Here is a 19,567-nt window from a genome sequence, read left to right as displayed (position 1 = left end):
TGGTAGAAAACAACAACGGCACTGAATACCAGTGCCGTTAAACATTAATTTGCAATATACTGCAAATATTAGAACTCTTGGTTTAGTGCCCGAAAAGCGGCTCTCGCGGCAATTAAGTCATCTTGAGTATCAACCCCGACACCCGGTACTTCAAGCGCTTTTGCTACATGGATTTTCTCGCCATACCACAATACACGCAGCTGCTCTAACATTTCGATAGACTCCAATGGGCTTGGCTCCCAAGTAATATAACGACGAATAAAGCCTGCACGATAAGCGTAAATACCGATATGACGTAAGTAATGCTCGCCTATTTCATCATGAGAGAGATTAAAACGATCTCTTTCCCAAGGAATAGTGGCTCGAGAAAAGTACAGTGCAAAACCTTTCGCATCCATAACCACTTTTACAGCGTTAGGATTAAAGGCTTCTTTTGAGTCGACGATAGGCACAGCAAGAGTTGCCATACCTGCACCACAATTAGCTAAATTTTCTGCCACTTGCGTAATAATTGCGGGTGGAATGAGTGGTTCATCGCCTTGTACATTAACGATTATCTCATCATCTGCGAATTGATATTTTTCGATAACCTCAGCTAAACGCTCTGTACCTGAATGGTGGTCTTCACGGGTCATACACGCTTCTCCACCCGCTTGTTCAACAGCGCGAACCACATCTAAGTTATCAGTTGCAACAATGACACGTTTAGCACCTGAACGCTTTGCTTGTTCCATAACACGAACAATCATCGGTTTGCCATGAATATCAGCAAGTGGCTTACCGGGTAACCGAGTCGACGCATATCGACCTGGGATAATGACCGTAAACATTAGGTTATTTTTCCTCTTCTAATGACAACTCTCTGGCTTCATTCTCTAGTAGAACCGGAATATTGTCACGAACAGGATAAGCGAGATGATCAATTTTGCAGATAAGCTCTGAATTTTCTTTATCAAAGATAAGTTTGCCATGGCAAACTGGGCAAGCAATAATTTCGAGTAAGCGGTGATCCATTTTGTCCCTCACAAGGGTTAATCATGTTATAGGATAAAAGGATATCATAAGGAAGGATCAGCGTTAATACTCTACACCGCGGGTTTGGTAATTATTCGCTAAATATTTTCTCTATTAATAAATTTACTATTTTCTTTTTCACTATAAGCAACAAAAAAGCCACAATAATGTGGCCTTTTATCGTTTTGTCTGCAACATCATTAATAAAGAATTACATTCCGCTTTTATTGATAATAATTTAACCTTTTTATTATCTTTATTGCATTCTAATTAACGTGGCAACCATTTTATATTACCTTGAGCAATCAGTGATAACGTCTTATTTTATCCTTTTTGCATCAACGTAATGATAGATTTTAATTAAATCAATAGGTTAAAACATGATCTTGCCTATTTATTATAGGTGTCGACTATTTAGAACCCGATAACATCAGCGGCTTCTAGACCTGCTGCTGTTTTGATAACAGAAAACTCAACGTCTTGGCCTTCGGTTAGTGCTTTATTTTTTGTATTGGCAATCGCTTTTTTATTGACGTAAATATCTTGTTCAAGATCTTTTGCAACAATAAGACCATATCCTTTATTATTGTCAAACCATTTTACGCGACCCATTCTTAATTGTAATGTCATGATAGATAAACTCCTTTTGTTCTTTGTATAGTTTTTATCTTCTATACACATGCATTCTACTTTTTATTAAGTCTTCTTATATAAAACCCCATTAAATTCTGAACACATTAATTTAAGTAGTGCATTTTATTATTCAATATAAATGTTCAAAATCGTGATAGCTAAATTAGATAACTATTTATTGAACAGACACTAAACTACAAAATATTCATGACAAATATATGACATATTCTATATTGTAGCCTGTACCTATCAATAAACTTGCTTGATATAAATGATAAAGTAATTTCTATTCGAAAGCATTTTAACTATCAAGCACGAATAATATCCACAGCATAACAATATTAACTCTACAATAAAGATCTAAAAACTCTCCACACAAGGCTTTTGAGTAGATAGGGTATTAGCGAGTTAAATTGAACTACGACAAAAGCGGTATGCGATTAGTGGGTAGGTAATCTTTATGTAACGCTATCCTGATTTCCATTATAAATATCATTGTTTCAGATCATATACAAGTTTTTTTCGCGTTGTCACTAATTGGCTGACTTGATTTAGCACAGATAGATCTTTCAATACCGCACTGACAGGCAAATACCACCAGTTGTTTTGCGCAAAATGCTGGCATTTAACTGCGTCTTTTTCTGTCATAATCAGCGGCTCTTGGTGAGGCGTCAGTATTTGTAACTCTTGTAGGGTATATTCACTATGATCATTAAAGGCTTTAGTCGCAATTAACCTAACTCCTTTATCTTGCAAGGAATTAAAAAAACGAGGAGGATGACCAATCCCGGCCATAGCAACTGCATTACCCAGCTCAGTAATGGCTTTTTTCTCACCTGTCTTTAGATTTACCGCGATTTCTCCCTCTAAACTCATCGCTATTTCATTCGCTTGACAATCACCACCATTGACAATAACCGCATTAACAGAATCAAGACGATGAGCGCGCTCTCTCATCGGCCCTGCGGGCAACCACCAGCCATTACCAAAACGCCGTTGTCCATCAATAACAACGATTTCATAATCTCGCTGTAGGGCATAATGCTGTAATCCATCATCAGTAATAATAATATCAAGATCATATTGCGCTAATAGCGCTTTGACTGCATCACTGCGAGAAGGTGCAACGGCAACAGGTACGCCAGTGCGATGATAAATTAAAACCGGTTCATCTCCTGCGACGGCCGGCTGTGTTTCTGGCGACAATAATAAAGGATATTGGTCTGATTTCCCGCCATAACCACGAGAAACAACCGCAGGTTTAAAGCCTTGTGCTTTTAATTGCTCAACAAGCCAAATCACCACTGGTGTTTTACCATTACCTCCCGCCGTTAAGTTACCCACAACAACAACAGGTACGGGGGATTTCCATGAGGATAACCAGCCTTGTTTATAGGCAAAACGCCTAAAAAGGCTGATCGCCCCATAGAGCCATGAAAAAGGCAATAAAAGAAGGTAACACCACGATTTACCAGACCAAATCCGCTCAATCATTTGCCAAATTGCATCCTGTGTAGCTGAGCATAAACGCCTTTTCGCTCAATTAAATCAAGATGAGCACCACGTTCAACAATTTCCCCATCTTCAATCACTAAAATTTCATCTGCTTTTTCAATGGTTGATAGACGGTGAGCAATCACTAATGATGTTCTATTTTTTTGCAGTTCATCAAGTGCAGCTTGAATTGCCCGCTCTGACTCAGTATCTAATGCTGAAGTTGCCTCATCTAAGATAAGAATAGGCGCATCACGCAATAGTGCCCTTGCAATGGCAATACGTTGACGCTGACCACCTGATAACAACACGCCATTTTCACCAATTTCAGTATCGAGACCATTATCTAATTTTTGGATAAAGTCCATAGCATGGGCCATTTTAGCCGCTTTCTCGATATCCTCACGGGTATATTGGTCTTCACAAGCATAAACAATATTGTTTGCTACCGTTTCATTAAACAGATGCACATTTTGTGAAACTAACGCAACCTGATTACGTAGTGATCTTAATGTGTAATCACGAATATCGTGACCATTGATCAAAATCTCCCCTTCGTTAACGTCATAAAAACGAGTGAGGAGGTTTGCAATAGTAGATTTACCTGAGCCTGAACGCCCTACTAGTGCCACTGTTTTCCCTTCAGGAATAGTGAAGGACAGATTTTTCAAAGCAGGTGTATCTTTGGTGATATATTGGAAAGTGACATTACGGAACTCAATATCACCTGTTGGTTTTTTCAGCTCAAGGGTGCCGGTATCTTTCTCTTGTTCCATATCAAGGATAGCAAATAATGTTTGGCAAGCAGCCATGCCTCGTTGGAATTGAGCATTAACGTTAGTTAATGATTTTAATGGGCGCATTAAAGCGACCATTGAAGAGAAGACCACCGTAATTGTCCCTGCTGTCAGGGTATCCATAATCTCAGGAAAACTGGCTGCATATAAAACAAAGGCTAAAGCAAAAGAAGCAATAAGCTGGATAATGGGATCTGATATAGAAGATGCCACCACCATACGCATACCTTGGCGACGAATATGGTTACTAACATGATTAAAGCGCTTATTCTCAACTTCTTGACCATTAAAAATTAAGACTTCTTTATGGCCTTTAAGCATTTGTTCAGCACTTGTTGTCACCTGCCCCATACTATTTTGGATACGCTTACTGATGGTTCTAAAGCGTGTTGATACCATTCTGATCACCACCGCCACAATAGGTGCGATCACAATCAAGATAAGTGATAACTGCCAGCTATAGTAGAACATCAAGCCAAATAAGCCGATGATATAAGCCCCTTCACGGACAACAGTGATCAAAGCCCCTGATGAAGATGAAGCGACCTGTTCTGAATCATAGGTAATACGTGATAATAACGTACCTGTAGATTGCTGATCAAAAAAGCTCACCGGCATTCCCATAATATGAGAAAACAGCCGACGGCGCATATTCATCACGACTTTTCCTGATACCCAAGAAAGGCAGTAACTAGAAATAAAGTTAGATATACCACGCAGAACTATCAGGCCAATAACGGCTAAAGGCATCCATTTTAATACATCATTACTTGCTTTACCGAAGCCTTCATCAAGCAGAGGTTTCAATAAAGAGATCATAAATGCATCAACACCCGCATTTATGATTAATGCGCCTGCTGCAGCAAACAACCCCGCTTTAAAGATCCGAATCATCGGCCATAAGCGTCGGAATGTTTGCCACGTTGATAGGTCTATATCATTCATATATATTACCAAACTTTTAATAAATAGCGGGCTATTCTACTCGGGAAACGTCAAAACACCAAACCACTGATGATACCAACGAGGTAAAATATCTCGTCTATAGGTGACTACATCAATCTTTCCGTGTTTAAACTCGATAGAAATTTGCCCATTTATCGATGTTGTTAGCCAATCAATGGCCTCTTTTTTATAACGGTTATGTACTTTATCAGAAGGTAAACGCCAAGGGCTATAACGTGCAGCAGAAACTAGTGCATATTTTGGTGATATTGCTTGAATAAACGCCAATGTGGATGATGTTTGGCTACCATGATGAGGAACTTGTAAAATATCCGCTTTTAAATAGGCTTTTTTCCTTCTCAGTAATTGTGCTTCCCCCTCTTTTTCCAGATCGCCTGTTAATAAAATAACACTGTTACCATCCGTTAATGAAATCACACAAGAATCATTATTTTTAGGTGAGCGAGATAATGTCAGCGGCCAGAGCGCGTTGAAAGTAAGGTCTTTCCATTGCCATACTCCCCCTTGTAAGCACGGTAAATGTTGGGGATTGTCAAAGCTACTACGGATAGTTAACTTGGGATAAGCACGTAATAAGTCGTCAATACCACCGGTATGATCAAGGTGATCATGGCTAATTATCATGGCAACAGGCTGTAATCGATGATGCGTTAGATAGGGAATAATAACATTTTTAGCAATAGTGCCACCACTTTTCCAACGTATCCCTGTGTCATAGATAACCGCTTCTCCCTCTTTTTCAAGAATAATAGCTAAACCATGTCCAACATCTAACATGGTTATTCGCCAATCATAACGTTTAGAGAAAGACAGTTCACAATATAAAAAAGTAGCAATAGTGATCAAAATAATCACATGATGACGCCACCAGCTCATTTTGATAACTAAAAGAGTCATAATACCGCTTAATGCAAATAACCAGGGGACAGCGCCACAGGGTTGCCAATACGCAAGAAAATAAGGCGCACAGAAAAATGCCCAATTGATAGACTGATCAACCCATGACCAAATAATAGGTTGTATAACAGGTAAAAAGGCAGTAAATAGCCCACACATAATAAGTGGTACGGTAATAAACGAAATAATAGGTACAGCCCATAAATTAACAAGCAAACTAAAAAGATTACCACCACCAAATAAGTAGTATTGAAAGGGTAATAAGATGATCAATAGCCCTAGTTGCAAATGAATGAGTCTAATAACAAACCAACGTTTTTGCTGGCTAAATCTTTTATTTAATGGATAGAGCCAATACCAAACAATGATGGCAAATACCGCAGAAAAGGATAACCAAAAACTAGCGGATAATATGGCGAGCGGATCAAGCAATAAAATCACTGCTGCACTCCAAATCGCCCACTGCCAAGGTAAAAAAAGTCCACTACGCCAATGGAGTAAAACCCAAATAGTTAGGCCTATTATCGCTCTGGTTGCGGGGATCCCCCATCCTGATAAAGCCGCATAAAAAACACCACAACCTAAACTAATAACCAAAGGAAATTGTGGGTTAATCCATTGCGTTGGGAAAAGATATTGTACTCCTCTCGCCATCAGCCAACCAAACAGAGCAGCAAGGCCAATATGCAGCCCTGAAATCACAATAAGGTGCGAAATACCTGTTTTCATATAAAGTATTTTATTTTCGGCAGAAATACCTCGTTTATCACCTAACACTAATGCTGTGATTTCACCACTATTTTTTGTGGCTTGCCAATAAGATGAAAGATAGTGAATAAATTGAGTATAAATAGGAAGGTGAGAATTCGTTAATGTGGCTGATAATATTTTTCCTGACAATGTTTCTCTTACTGAAACGGCATATTTTTGGCTGTCAAATCCTCCCTCATTTAAATAACCATGTACTGCACGAAAGTGAATTTTAAACAGCCATGTTTGCCCGACTACGACATTTTTAGGCGGATGACGCCAATATATATTGGCATAGAGTTTAGCAGAAAAGAGATGCTGTTTAGGAATAGCAACTTTAATCATTATATTGCTATCCGGCAAGCGACGATATTCTAGAATTGCGCTTTCTATTGTGGCAATGGTGTCAGCAAGTTGAGAGGTTTTGACCATTAAAGAGGAGGCAGTACTGTTTGCATAGCACCAAAAACAGAGTAATAGCAACAAAAAACGTAAGTATGAAAAAGGAATTAAATATAACAATATCCCTACGATAATCAGTGTATAACTCAGGGATAAACTCAGTGTTTCACGTTGAATAAGTAAAGGTAAGCAACTTAATATAATGATAACGGCAAGATAATCTATATTAAGAGGTTTTAGCCCTAGCATTGCAATATATTTAGCATATAGATAATGCCATTTTATTAACGCTATTTTATTTCTATAAATATATTTTATCTTGACTAATAAAATCATATTTTACATCCATGTAATTAATTTTTCCTTGTAATATCATGCTGTTAAATTGTTATCTAAGATAGTTAAAATCGTATTTTTTTCGAACTCTCTTTTAATAAAAACTTTCGTTTTAAGCGCATACACTATTTTTTGCGAAGTTGTTCTAAAAAGTGATGGAATAACGGCAAATATCAAAATTAACTCAAGCCAAATAGATAAAGATCACGTAAGGTAAGCCCAATGTCTTACAACAATCGCTAATAAAGAGAATATAGAGAAGTGATAAAGAATATAGAGAATAGAGAATAGAGAATAGAGAATAGAGAATAGAACGTAACTTAATACCAACCGATAACCAATAAAAAACGGCACCGAAGCACCGTTTTTGAAAAAGTTTACTAACTTTATGCCTATTTGATAGGAAACTATTATTCCGTATAAATATTTACACGGTCACGTAACTCTTTACCTGGCTTAAAGTGTGGAACGTATTTACCTTCCAGCTCTACCTTATCACCAGTTTTCGGGTTACGACCCGTACGCGGCGCACGGTAGTGTAGAGAAAAACTGCCGAATCCGCGGACTTCGATACGCTCACCATCAGCCAAAGTATCAGCCATATGATCAAGCATTTCTTTTACAGCTTCTTCAACCGTCTTAGCCGAAAGATGAGATTGTAGGCCTGCAAGTCTCTCGATTAACTCAGACTTGGTCATATTACCTCCCTAGACTACCGATAAATAGGCAACGACTCTCGTTGCCTTCCGTTAATAACTTAAATTATTCGCCTTTAGCTGCTTTGAAAGCTTCAGCCATAGCGTTGTTTGAAAAACCAGCTTCTTCTTTGTTGTTTACAGAAGCGATAGCGTCTTTCTCATCTGCTTCGTCTTTAGCACGAACAGACAGGTTGATAACGCGGTTTTTACGGTCAACACCAGTGTATTTAGCTTCTACAGCATCGCCAACATTCAGAACCAGAGTTGCATCTTCAACGCGGTCACGTGAAGCTTCTGAAGCACGTAGGTAACCTTCAACGCCGTCAGCTAATTCTACAGTTGCGCCTTTAGCATCAACAGCAGTTACTTTACCAGAAACAATAGCACCTTTTTTGTGAGCAGACAGGTAATTATTGAATGGATCTTCTGATAATTGTTTAACGCCCAGAGAGATACGCTCACGCTCAGCGTCAACTTGCAGTACTACTGCAGCGATTTCGTCGCCTTTTTTGTACTCACGAACAGCTTCTTCACCTGCAACATTCCAAGAAATGTCAGATAAGTGAACCAGACCGTCAATACCACCGTCTAAGCCGATGAAGATACCGAAGTCAGTGATAGACTTGATTTTACCTTCAACACGGTCGTTTTTGTTGTGAGTTTCTGCGAATTGCTGCCATGGATTTGCTTTACACTGTTTCAGACCCAGTGAAATACGACGACGTTCTTCATCGATGTCAAGAACCATAACTTCAACAACATCACCAACGTTAACAACTTTAGATGGGTGAATGTTTTTGTTAGTCCAATCCATTTCAGAAACGTGTACCAGACCTTCAACGCCTTCTTCGATTTCTACGAAGCAACCATAGTCAGTCAGGTTAGTTACACGACCAGTCAGTTTAGTACCTTCTGGATAACGTTTAGCGATAGCTACCCATGGATCTTCGCCCAGTTGTTTCAGACCTAATGATACGCGAGTACGCTCACGGTCGAATTTCAGGACTTTAACAGTGATTTCGTCGCCAACATTGACAATTTCGCTTGGGTGTTTAACACGTTTCCAAGCCATATCAGTGATGTGCAGTAAGCCGTCAACACCGCCCAGATCAACGAATGCACCGTAGTCAGTAAGGTTCTTAACGATACCTTTAACTTCCATGCCTTCTTGCAGGTTTTCTAACAGTTGATCACGTTCTGCGCTGTTCTCAGATTCGATAACCGCACGACGAGACACAACAACGTTGTTACGTTTTTGGTCTAATTTGATGACTTTGAACTCAAGCTCTTTGTTTTCCAGATGAGTTGTATCGCGAACTGGGCGAACGTCTACCAGTGAACCCGGTAAGAACGCACGAATGCCGTTCAGTTCAACAGTGAAACCACCTTTAACTTTACCGTTGATGATACCAACAACAGTTTCGTTTTCTTCGTAAGCTTTTTCCAGCATCAGCCACGCTTCGTGACGTTTAGCTTTCTCACGAGACAGAACGGTTTCACCGAAGCCATCTTCAACCGCGTCCAGAGCAACGTCAATTTCGTCACCCACTTGGATTTCTAATTCGCCTTGCGCGTTTTTGAATTGTTCTACAGGAATCGCAGATTCTGATTTCAGACCTGCATCAACCAGAACAACGTCTTTATCGATAGCAACAACAACGCCACGAACGATTGCACCTGGACGAGTTTCGATTGTTTTTAGGGATTCTTCAAAGAGTTGAGCAAAAGATTCTGTCATGTTAATGATCTTCAAGTAAATTTAATTAACGTCCATTTAGCATCCGGCCGAATGGGGTTGTTTCACATACCTCGTTACATCCTTTGTGACAAGGTCATCGGGCATTATTGTGTATTCATTAACACGTCAACCCGATTTTAATAATTACCTAGTATAAACGAAATAAAAACGAATTACGCTGTTAATTGCAGATTTTTTTCGCATAAGCTAACGATTTTTCAATAACTTCATCAATAGATAAGCTTGTTGAATCGAGAATTAATGCATCTTTTGCCGCAACCAAAGGCGCTACTGCGCGATTTCTATCACGATAATCACGCTCTTTTATCTCGGATAAAAGGCGTTCAAAGTTAACATTAAAGCCTTTCTCCTGCAACTGTAACATGCGACGACGTGCACGCTCTTGCGCACTGGCATCAAGAAATATCTTTACTTGCGCATCAGGAAAAACGATTGTGCCCATATCTCGGCCATCAGCAATTAATCCCGGTGCAGTACGAAATGCACGCTGACGGCGTAATAATGCTTCTCTTACGCGAGGAAACGTTGCTGCTTGTGACGCTGTGTTGCCAACGGTTTCAGTACGAATTTCGGTTGAAACATCTTCACCTTCCAGAATAACACTTAATCCATTTTCATTAGGAATAAAGCGCACATCCAAATTCGCCGCTAAAGGCACTAATGCATCTTCTGATGTAATGTCCACATGATGATGTAATGCTGCTAATGCTAATACACGGTAAATAGCACCGGAATCAAGTAAATGCCAACCAAAGGCTTTTGCTAATGCTTGACACAATGTTCCTTTACCTGCTCCGCTAGGCCCATCAACAGTAATTACAGGGACGATAACCGCCATGAGTTTCTCCTTTTCATGGGCACTGTTTTTCTATATTTACTGCCGTGAACCTATGGCGTTCTACAACATAAGCTCTAAACAGAGAAAAACAGTATTAATATATTGCGCGTCATTATACGCATACTCTCTAGAGGAGGAAACAAGCAGTTAAAAACAAGCTGTGCTTTTTAAAGATAATTTTTTATTAATCTACTTATTTATAGAATAAAAACACGCTTAAATTAAGAAAATCGATAGTATCGTACTAGAGAAAAGCCAATACTATCGATTTAATTGATGCTATTTTAATTAAACTTTTGCATGAGAAATACTTGCTAGTTTTTCAAAATAGTCAGGGAATGTTTTTGCCGTACAGCCAGGATCAAGAATAGTAATCGGCGTGTTAGACAATGCCACAAGTGAAAAACACATAGCTATCCGGTGATCATTATAGGTTTTTATTTCAGCCGTCGTTAACTGTTTAGGCGGTATCACAGTTAAGTAGTCGCGACCTTCATCAACCATCGCACCAACTTTACGTAATTCTGTCGCCATGGCAGATAGACGGTCAGTCTCTTTTACCCGCCAGTTATAGATATTACGGATAGTCGTTTCACCCTCAGCAAAAAGCGCTGTCGTAGCAATCGTCATTGCCGCATCAGGAATAGTATTCATATCCATATCTATCCCTTTTAACTTGCCACGTTCACACTCTATATAATCGTCACCCCAACGTATTGTAGCCCCCATTTTTTCAAGCACAGACGCAAAATGGATATCACCTTGCAAGCTATTTTTACCAATGCCGGTTACTCGCACGATCCCTCCTTTAATGGCGGCTGCCGCCAAAAAATAAGAGGCAGAAGATGCATCGCCTTCAACCAAATATTTACCCGGAGATTGATATTGTTGACCACCTTTAATCATAAAACGCTGATAGTTTTGATTTTCAATTTCTCCACCAAAAGTGTTAATCAAGGCTAACGTGATATCAATATAAGGTTTAGAGACTAATTCACCTTTAATGGTAATAGTGGTGTCTTGCTGAGCTAAAGGCGCCATCATTAGTAATGCGGTCAGAAATTGGCTGGAAACGGTGCCATCAACATCAACACTCCCGCCCGAAAATCCCCCACAAACACGTAGTGGCGGATAGTCCGTTTGTTCAAGATAATCAATTTTTGCCCCCCCTTGACGTAACGCATCCACTAAATGACCAATAGGACGCTCTTTCATACGAGGCTCACCCGTAAGAACAATATCGTGCTCTCCGAGGCTTAAAGCTGCCGCCAATGGGCGCATCGCTGTTCCTGCATTGCCTAAAAAAAGCTCAAGTGGCTGCTGGGGATGAAAAGAACCTGCTAACCCTTCAATATCACATACCGTATTATTATTTGATAATTGATATTGTACCCCTAAGGCGGTTAGCGCATTGAGCATATGACGAATATCATCACTATCTAATAAATTAGTTAAACGCGTTTTTCCCTTGGCTAAAGCTGCCAATAAAAGTGCACGGTTAGAGACACTTTTTGATCCGGGTAAATTGATAGTGCCTTCAATATGTACGATGGGTTGTAATGTCAACGATTCCATAAACAGGTAAAAGCTCCGCTAGATAAGTCAAAATAGGTAGAGACGCTGTGTAATAATGTCAAATAGTATGATTATCGTAATTAATATTTATCTATTTGCCATATTGGCACAGAGATAACAGTTATTGGCTCTCTGTGCTTTAATTATCAGAAAACCTGCCAATAAGGCAGGTTTTGCAGCAGTGAAAAGGTAACCATTAAGCGTGGCGACGCTCAAAATCAGCCATAAAATCAACTAATGCTTGTACACCAGCAAAAGGCATTGCGTTATAAATAGATGCTCGCATACCGCCTGAAACACGGTGCCCTTTCAGCGCAACTAATCCTTGCTCTTCAGCTTCTTTTAAGAAAACCGCATCTAAAGCAGGAGAAGACATTTGGAAAGGTACGTTCATCAAAGAGCGGTTTTCTGTTGCAATACGGTTAATATAGAAATCACTGTTATCAATCGCACTATAAAGCAGTGTCGCTTTCTCATAATTGCGTTTTGCTATCTCTTGCAAGCCACCTTGCTCTTTTAACCATTTAAACACCATGCCTGATAAGTACCAAGCAAAAGTCGGCGGTGTATTAAACATGGAGTCATTTTCAGCCAGTACTGTGTAATCAAATACTGAAGGGGTTTCTTTACGTGCTTTACCCAGTAAATCTTCGCGAATAATTACCAATGTTAACCCCGCAGGACCAATATTTTTTTGTGCTCCAGCGTAAATCATGCCAAAACGGCTAACATCAAGTGGCTGAGATAAAATAGCGGAAGAGTAGTCGGCAATAACAATTTTTTTATCATCAAAATCCGGCTCTTCGTGGATAGCAATCCCATCGATAGTCTCATTTGGGCAATAATGCACATAGGCTGCATTATCACTTAATTGCCACTCTTTCATTGGTTTAACCGCGATTTTACCGTCAATTTCTGTCTTTATTTTAATGATATTAGGTGAACAATATTTTTCCGCTTCATCGGCAGCACTTTTAGCCCAATATCCTCCATCGATATAATCAGCGGTGGTTTTCTCACCTAATAAATTAAGCGGTAATGCCGCAAAATGACCACGAGCGCCACCATGACAGAACAGAATTTTATAATTTTCTGGTACATTGAGTAGATCCCGTAGATCTTGCTCTGCCTGATGGGCAACCTCCAAAAATTCTTTACTGCGGTGGCTGATCTCCATAACAGAACGCCCTAATCCGTGCCAGTTGCATAATTCTAATTCTGCACGACGAAGAACTTCTGCCGGTAACATGGCCGGACCTGCACTAAAGTTATATACCTGACTCATTCAAATTCACCCTATCTGAATATGTTTTGACAAAACGACCTCTATCGGTTGTATCATTCTCCTCTAATTGGCGCAATGACTTTTGTAAACTTACGTATTATGTGTAGCACACAAAAATAATCGTTAGGAGTATTTTATGTCGGGGAGTCAGTATAAAAAGGAAGATGCGAGCTGGGGAATGCTACTTAAAGGACGAAATAGTCTAAAATCACTCGCTTTAGCAGGGGGAGTGGCATTACATGCTATTAATGTCTATATCACCATTACCACCCTACCTTCTATTGTTCGTGATATCGGGGGGCTTAATTTATATGCATGGAATACCACCGTTTTTATTTTGGCATCCATTCTCTCTTCGGCGCTAACTTCTCGTTTATTAATTTTGCTCGCGCCACGTAATAGCTACTTATTTGCCACACTCTGCTTTTTAGTCGGCTCTATTATCTGTGCTACCGCCCCTTCAATGCCAATCTTGTTGGTTGGCCGATTTATTCAAGGTGCGGGAGGCGGGATGTTACTGGCTTTAGCTTATTCATTGGTCAGGGTGATGTTTCCGCAACCATTATGGTCTCGAGCTATGGCGTTAATGTCCAGTATGTGGGGAATATCAACGTTGCTGGGTCCCGCATTAGGAGGAATATTTGCAGAATATAATATTTGGCGGGGTGCTTTTTGGTCTATTCTTTGTGTAGGCATTCCTTATGCTATTCTACTGTTTACTATCCTTCCTAAGGAAAACAGTGCTGATATTGCTAACAAAAAAACATCACTTCCCTACCTACAACTTACCTTATTAATATTAGCAGTGTTATCTATCTCAATCGGTAGCTTGTATCACGTTACGCTATATCATATTTTATCTTTTCTATTAGCAATTATTTTTATCTTATTATTAATTTATATCGATAAGAGATCTCATGATGGGCTTTTTCCTAAAGGAACATTCTCTTTCTCAGCCCCACTATCCCCTATTTATCTGACTATGGCATTGCTAGGAATAAGTGTTCAGACAGAAGTGTTTGTGCCCTATTTTTTACAAATGATCCATGGCATTACTCCGTTACTTTCCGGTTATTTAGCTGCTTTAGTCGGTGCTGGTTGGTCTTTTTCGGCTATTATCTCTTCATCTCAACCAAGCAGTATTGCTCAGCGTCTTATGCGTATCGGCCCTGCCATTAACTTTACTGCCATAATTGTTCTTGGCTTATTAATTTCAAATTATCTTCTTTTACCTTATGGGCAAGTGATTATTATTTGTCTAGCCCTCTTTTTTACAGGTGCAGGAATTGGCATGGCTTGGCCTCATTATCTCACTCGTGTATTACAGGTTTCTCAAGGGGAAGAAGCGCAAAAAGCGGCGACGTCAATCACCACTATTCAGCTATTTTCAACCGCTGTAGGTGCTGCCATTTCAGGTACTGTTGTAAATATGGCAGGATTAACCAACCCCGGAGGTATTGCTGGCGCACAAAATGCAGCCCATTGGTTATTTATTGTATTTTCTATTACCCCACTGATTGCATTTATTACTGCAAAAATCGTTGTTTCCAATATAAGAAAACATTAATAACATATAACCCAAAAGGCTATTAAAAAAATAGCCTTTTTATTTTTTATAAATAAACGCCTTTTAAACCTGACTATCTTTATTTATGTTTTTAATATCGCTAAATTAGCCCTAAATAATATACAAGGGTAAACATATGAAATTAAGAAATGCAATAATAATTGGCGTAATATACACACCATCAATATGCCAGGCCGTAGAACAAACTAGCTATAAATATATTTCTATTAATCAAGACTCTTCAACAATAGTTAAACCTAATGAAATTAATCCTAAACAAGCAGAAATATTAATAGCACCAAAAAATCCCAAAGGCATTTCTCATAATAAATATGATACATTTGATGTAACTGATGCTGGCATTATTTTAAATAATAAAGAGGTTGCCGCTGAGACTATTATTAATGAAGTGGTTAATGGAGCAACGTCATTCTTAGCGGGGAATATCGCGGTAGCTGGCAATGCAGCTCATGTTGTTATAGCCAACCCAAATGGTATTGAATGCCATAATTGTAGTTTTTCGAATACATTACAAGAAACGTTAACAACAGGGAAACCTGTTATCAATAATAATAATGATGAATTAATCGGCTACCGCTTAGAAAAAGCTATCGCTCCTATAAATAAAGGATATAGGGGTGGAAAATCAATTGAACATATTGGAAAAATTGTATTCAGTAACAAAAATGACCGTAGTTCTAGTCATTCTTTTAATAAACTTAATATCATATCTAATAACATTAAGTTAGAAAACGGCTTTATATCTTCTAAAGGAGATATAAGTATTTACTCAGGTAAAAGAGATATAATAATTAAAGAAGGTGAAAGTATCTTAAAACAAGAATACGCCATGCGCTCAAATATAAAAAGAAACAATCTACCTAATCAGATAATATTAGGTGATAAAAATGGTGATCCTAAAAAACAAGGTTTAATCTCTTCTAAAAACATCATTATTAATGCTTCTGATACTACTATTTATAATTATGGTAGTTTAGAAAGTAGTAACCGTAGTAAAAATGCCATACAACTTAATCTAAATAAAACAATATTTAATAACCATGGATATATTCTCGCCAGAGGCGGATATTTAGATCTGCAAAATAAGTCTTTCTTCCACAATATGGAAAGTGGAACTATTGGCATGCAATATTGGCTTAATACTGGTAAAAATAACAATAACTATAGCGAGACATACATAGGGTTAATACCCAAAAATACTATTAGCCAAATGAAAAACTTAACTTTAGATATTAGTGAGGATAGTAATCTGATAAATGATGGTATTATCATGACAGAACGGTTACACACACGCGATAAGAATATAAGCAATATTCAAAATAATAGAGAAGATATCAAAATTTATACTAAGTTACGCAAAATTAAATAATATTTAACAAAGAAAACCATCTGCTATTTATCAGCAGATGGTTTTCTGATTTAACTAAAAAACAAAAAATTTAATTAATATTTTTCAAAGTTTTCTTGGATCGTGGCGGGATCTTGTGTTTCTGTCAAAGATAACTGTAATAACACTCTTGCTTTCTGTGGATTTAAACGTTCTGAAGCAATAAAGCCATATTTTGCATCATCTACTTCACCATTTTGTGTGGTAAATCCAACCGGAACACGACTTGAACGAACCACAACAACACCTTTTTTTACACCATCAGCTAAAGTATTTAAGATGTCAGAATATAAGTTACCATTGCCGACACCTGCACTAACAATACCTTTAAAGTGGTTATCTATAAACGCTTTAGCCGGTAAATCAGATGCATTAGCATAGTTATAAACAATACCTACTTTTGGTAATTCGGTTAATTTGCTGACATCAAAGGCAACTTTCTCAGCGCGCGGTGTTGCAGCAGTGTAATAGTGTACTTTACCATCATGAACATAACCTTGAGCACCTGCATTAATCGGCTGGAATGCTTGCACTTCTGTCGTATTCATTTTGACAACATCTTTACCACTGATCACTGAATTATTCATGGTAACTAATACACCACGATTTTCAGATGCTTTATCACTTGCCACCACCACGGCATTATAGAGGTTTAATGGACCATCAGCACCTAATGCTGTTGCTGGGCGCATTGCCCCTACCATCACCACCGGTTTTTTACATGCTGTGGTTAAGTCAAGAAAATAGGCGGTCTCTTCCATCGTATCTGTACCATGGGTTATCACAAAGCCGTCTGTTTTATCACAATCCGTATTAATTTTATTCGCCAGTTTTAACCACACTTGGTCGTTCATATCTTGCGAACCAATATTAACCACTTGCTCGCCTGTTAAGTTAGCCACTTTTTTTGCCTCAGGTACGGCATTAATCAATGTATCAATGCCTAATTTTCCTGCGGTGTAGCTTGAAGAAGTGGCAGAGTCACCACCCCCTGCGATGGTTCCCCCAGTTGCGAGGATTGTCACATTAGGTAAAGCAAAAACGGTACCACTAATTACGGTTAATAAGCTGGCTAGCAATGTTTTTCTTATCATTTTTTAATCCTTATGAGTCTATAAAATCGCGTCCAATTATGATGATTTATTATCAGTAATTCCGTGATAAATAGAACGAATTTATCAAAAGAACTAATATATTAGTGCATTAATGATAAGGAATGTTATTTAAAATCAACCGACACGAGAAATAATTAGTGCATTAGCGACGATTTCAGTATCATGTGCCCCTAACTATCACTCGTAAAATATTGATGAAACCTGCCATGTCACAAACATTTATTCCCGGCAAAGATGCCGCACTGGAAGACTCTATCGCTAGCTTTCAGCAAAAATTAACTCAGTTAGGTTTTAACATTGAAGAAGCTTCATGGTTAAATCCTGTTCCTAACGTTTGGTCTGTTCATATTCGTGATAAAGATTGTCCGTTATGTTTTACTAACGGCAAAGGTGCTACTAAAAAAGCAGCATTGGCTTCAGCATTAGGCGAATATTTTGAACGTCTCTCAACCAATTATTTCTTTTCTGATTTCTGGTTAGGTGCTGATATTGCAGAAGGTGAGTTTGTTCATTACCCAAATGAAAAATGGTTTCCACTGACAGATGATGATGCTGTACCTGAAGGCTTATTAGATGCACGTTTACGTCAATTTTACGATCCTGAAGGTGAGCTATGTGGCAGTGAACTGGTTGATTTACAATCAAGTAATTCAGAACGTGGTATTTGTGCCTTACCGTTTATTCGCCAATCAGATAAAACACCTGTATATATACCTGTTAATATCATTGCAAATCTTTATGCATCTAATGGTATGTCAGCAGGAAATACGCAAAATGAAGCTCGAGTGCAAGGGCTTTCTGAAGTGTTTGAACGCTATGTCAAAAATAGAATTATCAGCGAAAGAATTAGCTTGCCTAAAATCCCCCATGAAGTTTTAGCTCGTTATCCTGCTGTTATTGAAGCTATTACGACATTAGAAAAAGAAGGCTTCCCTATTTTTAGTTTTGATGCATCTTTAGGGGGACAATTCCCCGTTATTTGCGTCGTGCTGTTTAACCCACAAAATGGGACTTGTTTCGCTTCTTTTGGTGCTCATCCCGATTTTGGTGTGGCATTAGAGCGTACTGTTACTGAGTTATTGCAAGGCCGTAGCCTTAAAGATCTCGATGTTTTCAATCCACCGAGTTTTGATGATGAAGAAGTCGGTGACCACACTAATCTTGAAACCCACTTTATCGACTCTAGTGGTTTAATTAGTTGGGATCTGTTTAAAAAAGATGCAGACTATCCATTTGTTGATTGGGATTTCAGTGGTTCAACCGAAGAAGAATTCCACACATTAATGTCACTGTGCCAGCAATGTGATGCGGAAGTGTATATTATGGATTATGACCATTTAGGGGTTTATGCTTGCCGTATTTTAGTCCCTGGCTTATCCGATATTTATCCTGCTGAAGATCTGCAACTAGCCAATAACATTATGGGTGTCCATTGGCGTGATACCATTCTTTCTTTACCAACAAGTCATGGCACAAAAGAAGAGTACCTCTCACTTATTGGTCAATTTGATGAAGATGGCTTAGATGACTTTACTCGTATCAGAGAAATGATTGGTATTGCACCGGGTAAAGATAATGGCTGGAGTCATTTACGTGTAGGTGAATTAAAATCAATGTTAGCACTCGCTGGTGGCGATTTAGAACAAGCATTAGTTTGGGTTGAGTGGACACAAGATTTCAACGCATCATTATTTACACCAGCGCGTCAAAATTATTATCGTTGCCTGCATAATCTTTTACTCCTACGTGAAGAGCATGATCGTGAGCCTGCACAATATATGGAGGCTTTTTCTCGTATGTATGGCGAGGAAACACTGCAAGCTGCATTAAATGCAATTGAAGGTAAACAACCTTTTTATGGCTTGCAACCCATTGATCCATCATTAGCGAATTTGCCTGTTCATCAATCTTTATTAGCCGCGTATGAAAAATTACAACAAGCAAAACGTCAATCGAATAAATAACATTATTTTATTTAAGGTTATTTATTAAATAATTATTTTTAACTGATTAATAATCGCTTTGTTTAAAAT

15 protein-coding genes are annotated in these 19,567 nt (G+C 38.6%); 3 read left to right on the top strand and 12 right to left on the bottom strand.

Annotated elements, in window-relative coordinates:
- Positions 1-68: 68 nt before the first annotated feature.
- The 11 genes from kdsB to serC all read right to left on the bottom strand — a co-directional run bounded on the left by kdsB (position 69) and on the right by serC (position 13,444).
- The gene (gene kdsB / locus AACU95_RS11715) at positions 69-830 is read right to left on the bottom strand and encodes a 3-deoxy-manno-octulosonate cytidylyltransferase (protein WP_004244594.1); all 762 of its coding nucleotides are present in this window, start codon (positions 828-830) and stop codon (positions 69-71) included.
- A gap of 4 nt (positions 831-834) precedes the next feature.
- On the bottom strand, positions 835-1,014 hold the full coding sequence (locus AACU95_RS11710) for a Trm112 family protein (RefSeq protein ID WP_004244593.1): 180 nt from the start codon (positions 1,012-1,014) through the stop codon (positions 835-837).
- Positions 1,015-1,428: 414 nt separating this feature from the next.
- A complete protein-coding gene (locus AACU95_RS11705) occupies positions 1,429-1,644 on the bottom strand; it encodes a cold-shock protein (protein WP_004247631.1) in 216 nt (71 codons plus the stop codon).
- 495 nt (positions 1,645-2,139) lie between these two features.
- On the bottom strand, positions 2,140-3,141 hold the full coding sequence (lpxK, locus tag AACU95_RS11700; protein ID WP_017827044.1) for a tetraacyldisaccharide 4'-kinase: 1,002 nt from the start codon (positions 3,139-3,141) through the stop codon (positions 2,140-2,142).
- The gene (gene msbA / locus AACU95_RS11695) at positions 3,138-4,883 is read right to left on the bottom strand and encodes a lipid A ABC transporter ATP-binding protein/permease MsbA (protein WP_004244589.1); all 1,746 of its coding nucleotides are present in this window, start codon (positions 4,881-4,883) and stop codon (positions 3,138-3,140) included. Before msbA ends, lpxK begins: the two co-directional genes overlap by 4 nt.
- Positions 4,884-4,919: 36 nt before the next feature.
- Positions 4,920-7,289 carry a DNA internalization-related competence protein ComEC/Rec2 gene (locus AACU95_RS11690; protein ID WP_161737068.1) on the bottom strand — a complete coding sequence of 790 codons (2,370 nt, stop codon included), beginning with the start codon at positions 7,287-7,289 and terminating at the stop codon, positions 4,920-4,922.
- Between the two features lie 410 nt (positions 7,290-7,699).
- Positions 7,700-7,987, bottom strand: coding sequence for an integration host factor subunit beta (ihfB, locus tag AACU95_RS11685; RefSeq protein WP_004244587.1), 288 nt, complete (start codon positions 7,985-7,987; stop codon positions 7,700-7,702).
- Positions 7,988-8,051: 64 nt separating this feature from the next.
- On the bottom strand, positions 8,052-9,725 hold the full coding sequence (rpsA, locus tag AACU95_RS11680; RefSeq protein ID WP_004244586.1) for a 30S ribosomal protein S1: 1,674 nt from the start codon (positions 9,723-9,725) through the stop codon (positions 8,052-8,054).
- A 181-nt stretch (positions 9,726-9,906) separates the two neighbouring features.
- Positions 9,907-10,584 (bottom strand): (d)CMP kinase, encoded by a 678-nt coding sequence (gene cmk / locus AACU95_RS11675; RefSeq protein ID WP_004244585.1) that lies wholly within the window; start codon positions 10,582-10,584, stop codon positions 9,907-9,909.
- A gap of 288 nt (positions 10,585-10,872) precedes the next feature.
- Positions 10,873-12,159, bottom strand: coding sequence for a 3-phosphoshikimate 1-carboxyvinyltransferase (gene aroA / locus AACU95_RS11670; RefSeq protein ID WP_012367711.1), 1,287 nt, complete (start codon positions 12,157-12,159; stop codon positions 10,873-10,875).
- A gap of 196 nt (positions 12,160-12,355) precedes the next feature.
- Positions 12,356-13,444, bottom strand: a complete 1,089-nt coding sequence (serC, locus tag AACU95_RS11665) for a 3-phosphoserine/phosphohydroxythreonine transaminase (RefSeq protein ID WP_004244582.1) — start codon at positions 13,442-13,444, stop codon at positions 12,356-12,358.
- Between the two features lie 136 nt (positions 13,445-13,580).
- On the opposite strand from serC, the gene AACU95_RS11660 reads away from it, so the two are divergent.
- Entirely contained in the window at positions 13,581-15,011 is a 1,431-nt protein-coding gene (locus AACU95_RS11660) for an MFS transporter (RefSeq protein WP_004244581.1), read from the top strand.
- A 136-nt stretch (positions 15,012-15,147) separates the two neighbouring features.
- A complete protein-coding gene (locus tag AACU95_RS11655; protein WP_004244580.1) occupies positions 15,148-16,401 on the top strand; it encodes a two-partner secretion domain-containing protein in 1,254 nt (417 codons plus the stop codon).
- Positions 16,402-16,475: 74 nt separating this feature from the next.
- Here AACU95_RS11655 and ansB read toward each other — a convergent pair whose 3' ends face one another.
- Entirely contained in the window at positions 16,476-17,513 is a 1,038-nt protein-coding gene (ansB, locus tag AACU95_RS11650; RefSeq protein WP_004244579.1) for an L-asparaginase 2, read from the bottom strand.
- A gap of 227 nt (positions 17,514-17,740) precedes the next feature.
- Between ansB and ycaO the strand changes: the two genes are divergently transcribed.
- The gene (ycaO, locus tag AACU95_RS11645) at positions 17,741-19,498 is read left to right on the top strand and encodes a 30S ribosomal protein S12 methylthiotransferase accessory factor YcaO (protein WP_036894537.1); all 1,758 of its coding nucleotides are present in this window, start codon (positions 17,741-17,743) and stop codon (positions 19,496-19,498) included.
- Positions 19,499-19,567: the final 69 nt, after the last annotated feature.

Source organism: Proteus sp. G4415, from assembly GCF_963896075.1.
Taxonomy (GTDB): Bacteria; Pseudomonadota; Gammaproteobacteria; order Enterobacterales; family Enterobacteriaceae; genus Proteus; species Proteus mirabilis.
This window is presented reverse-complemented; position numbering and strand designations above follow the sequence as displayed.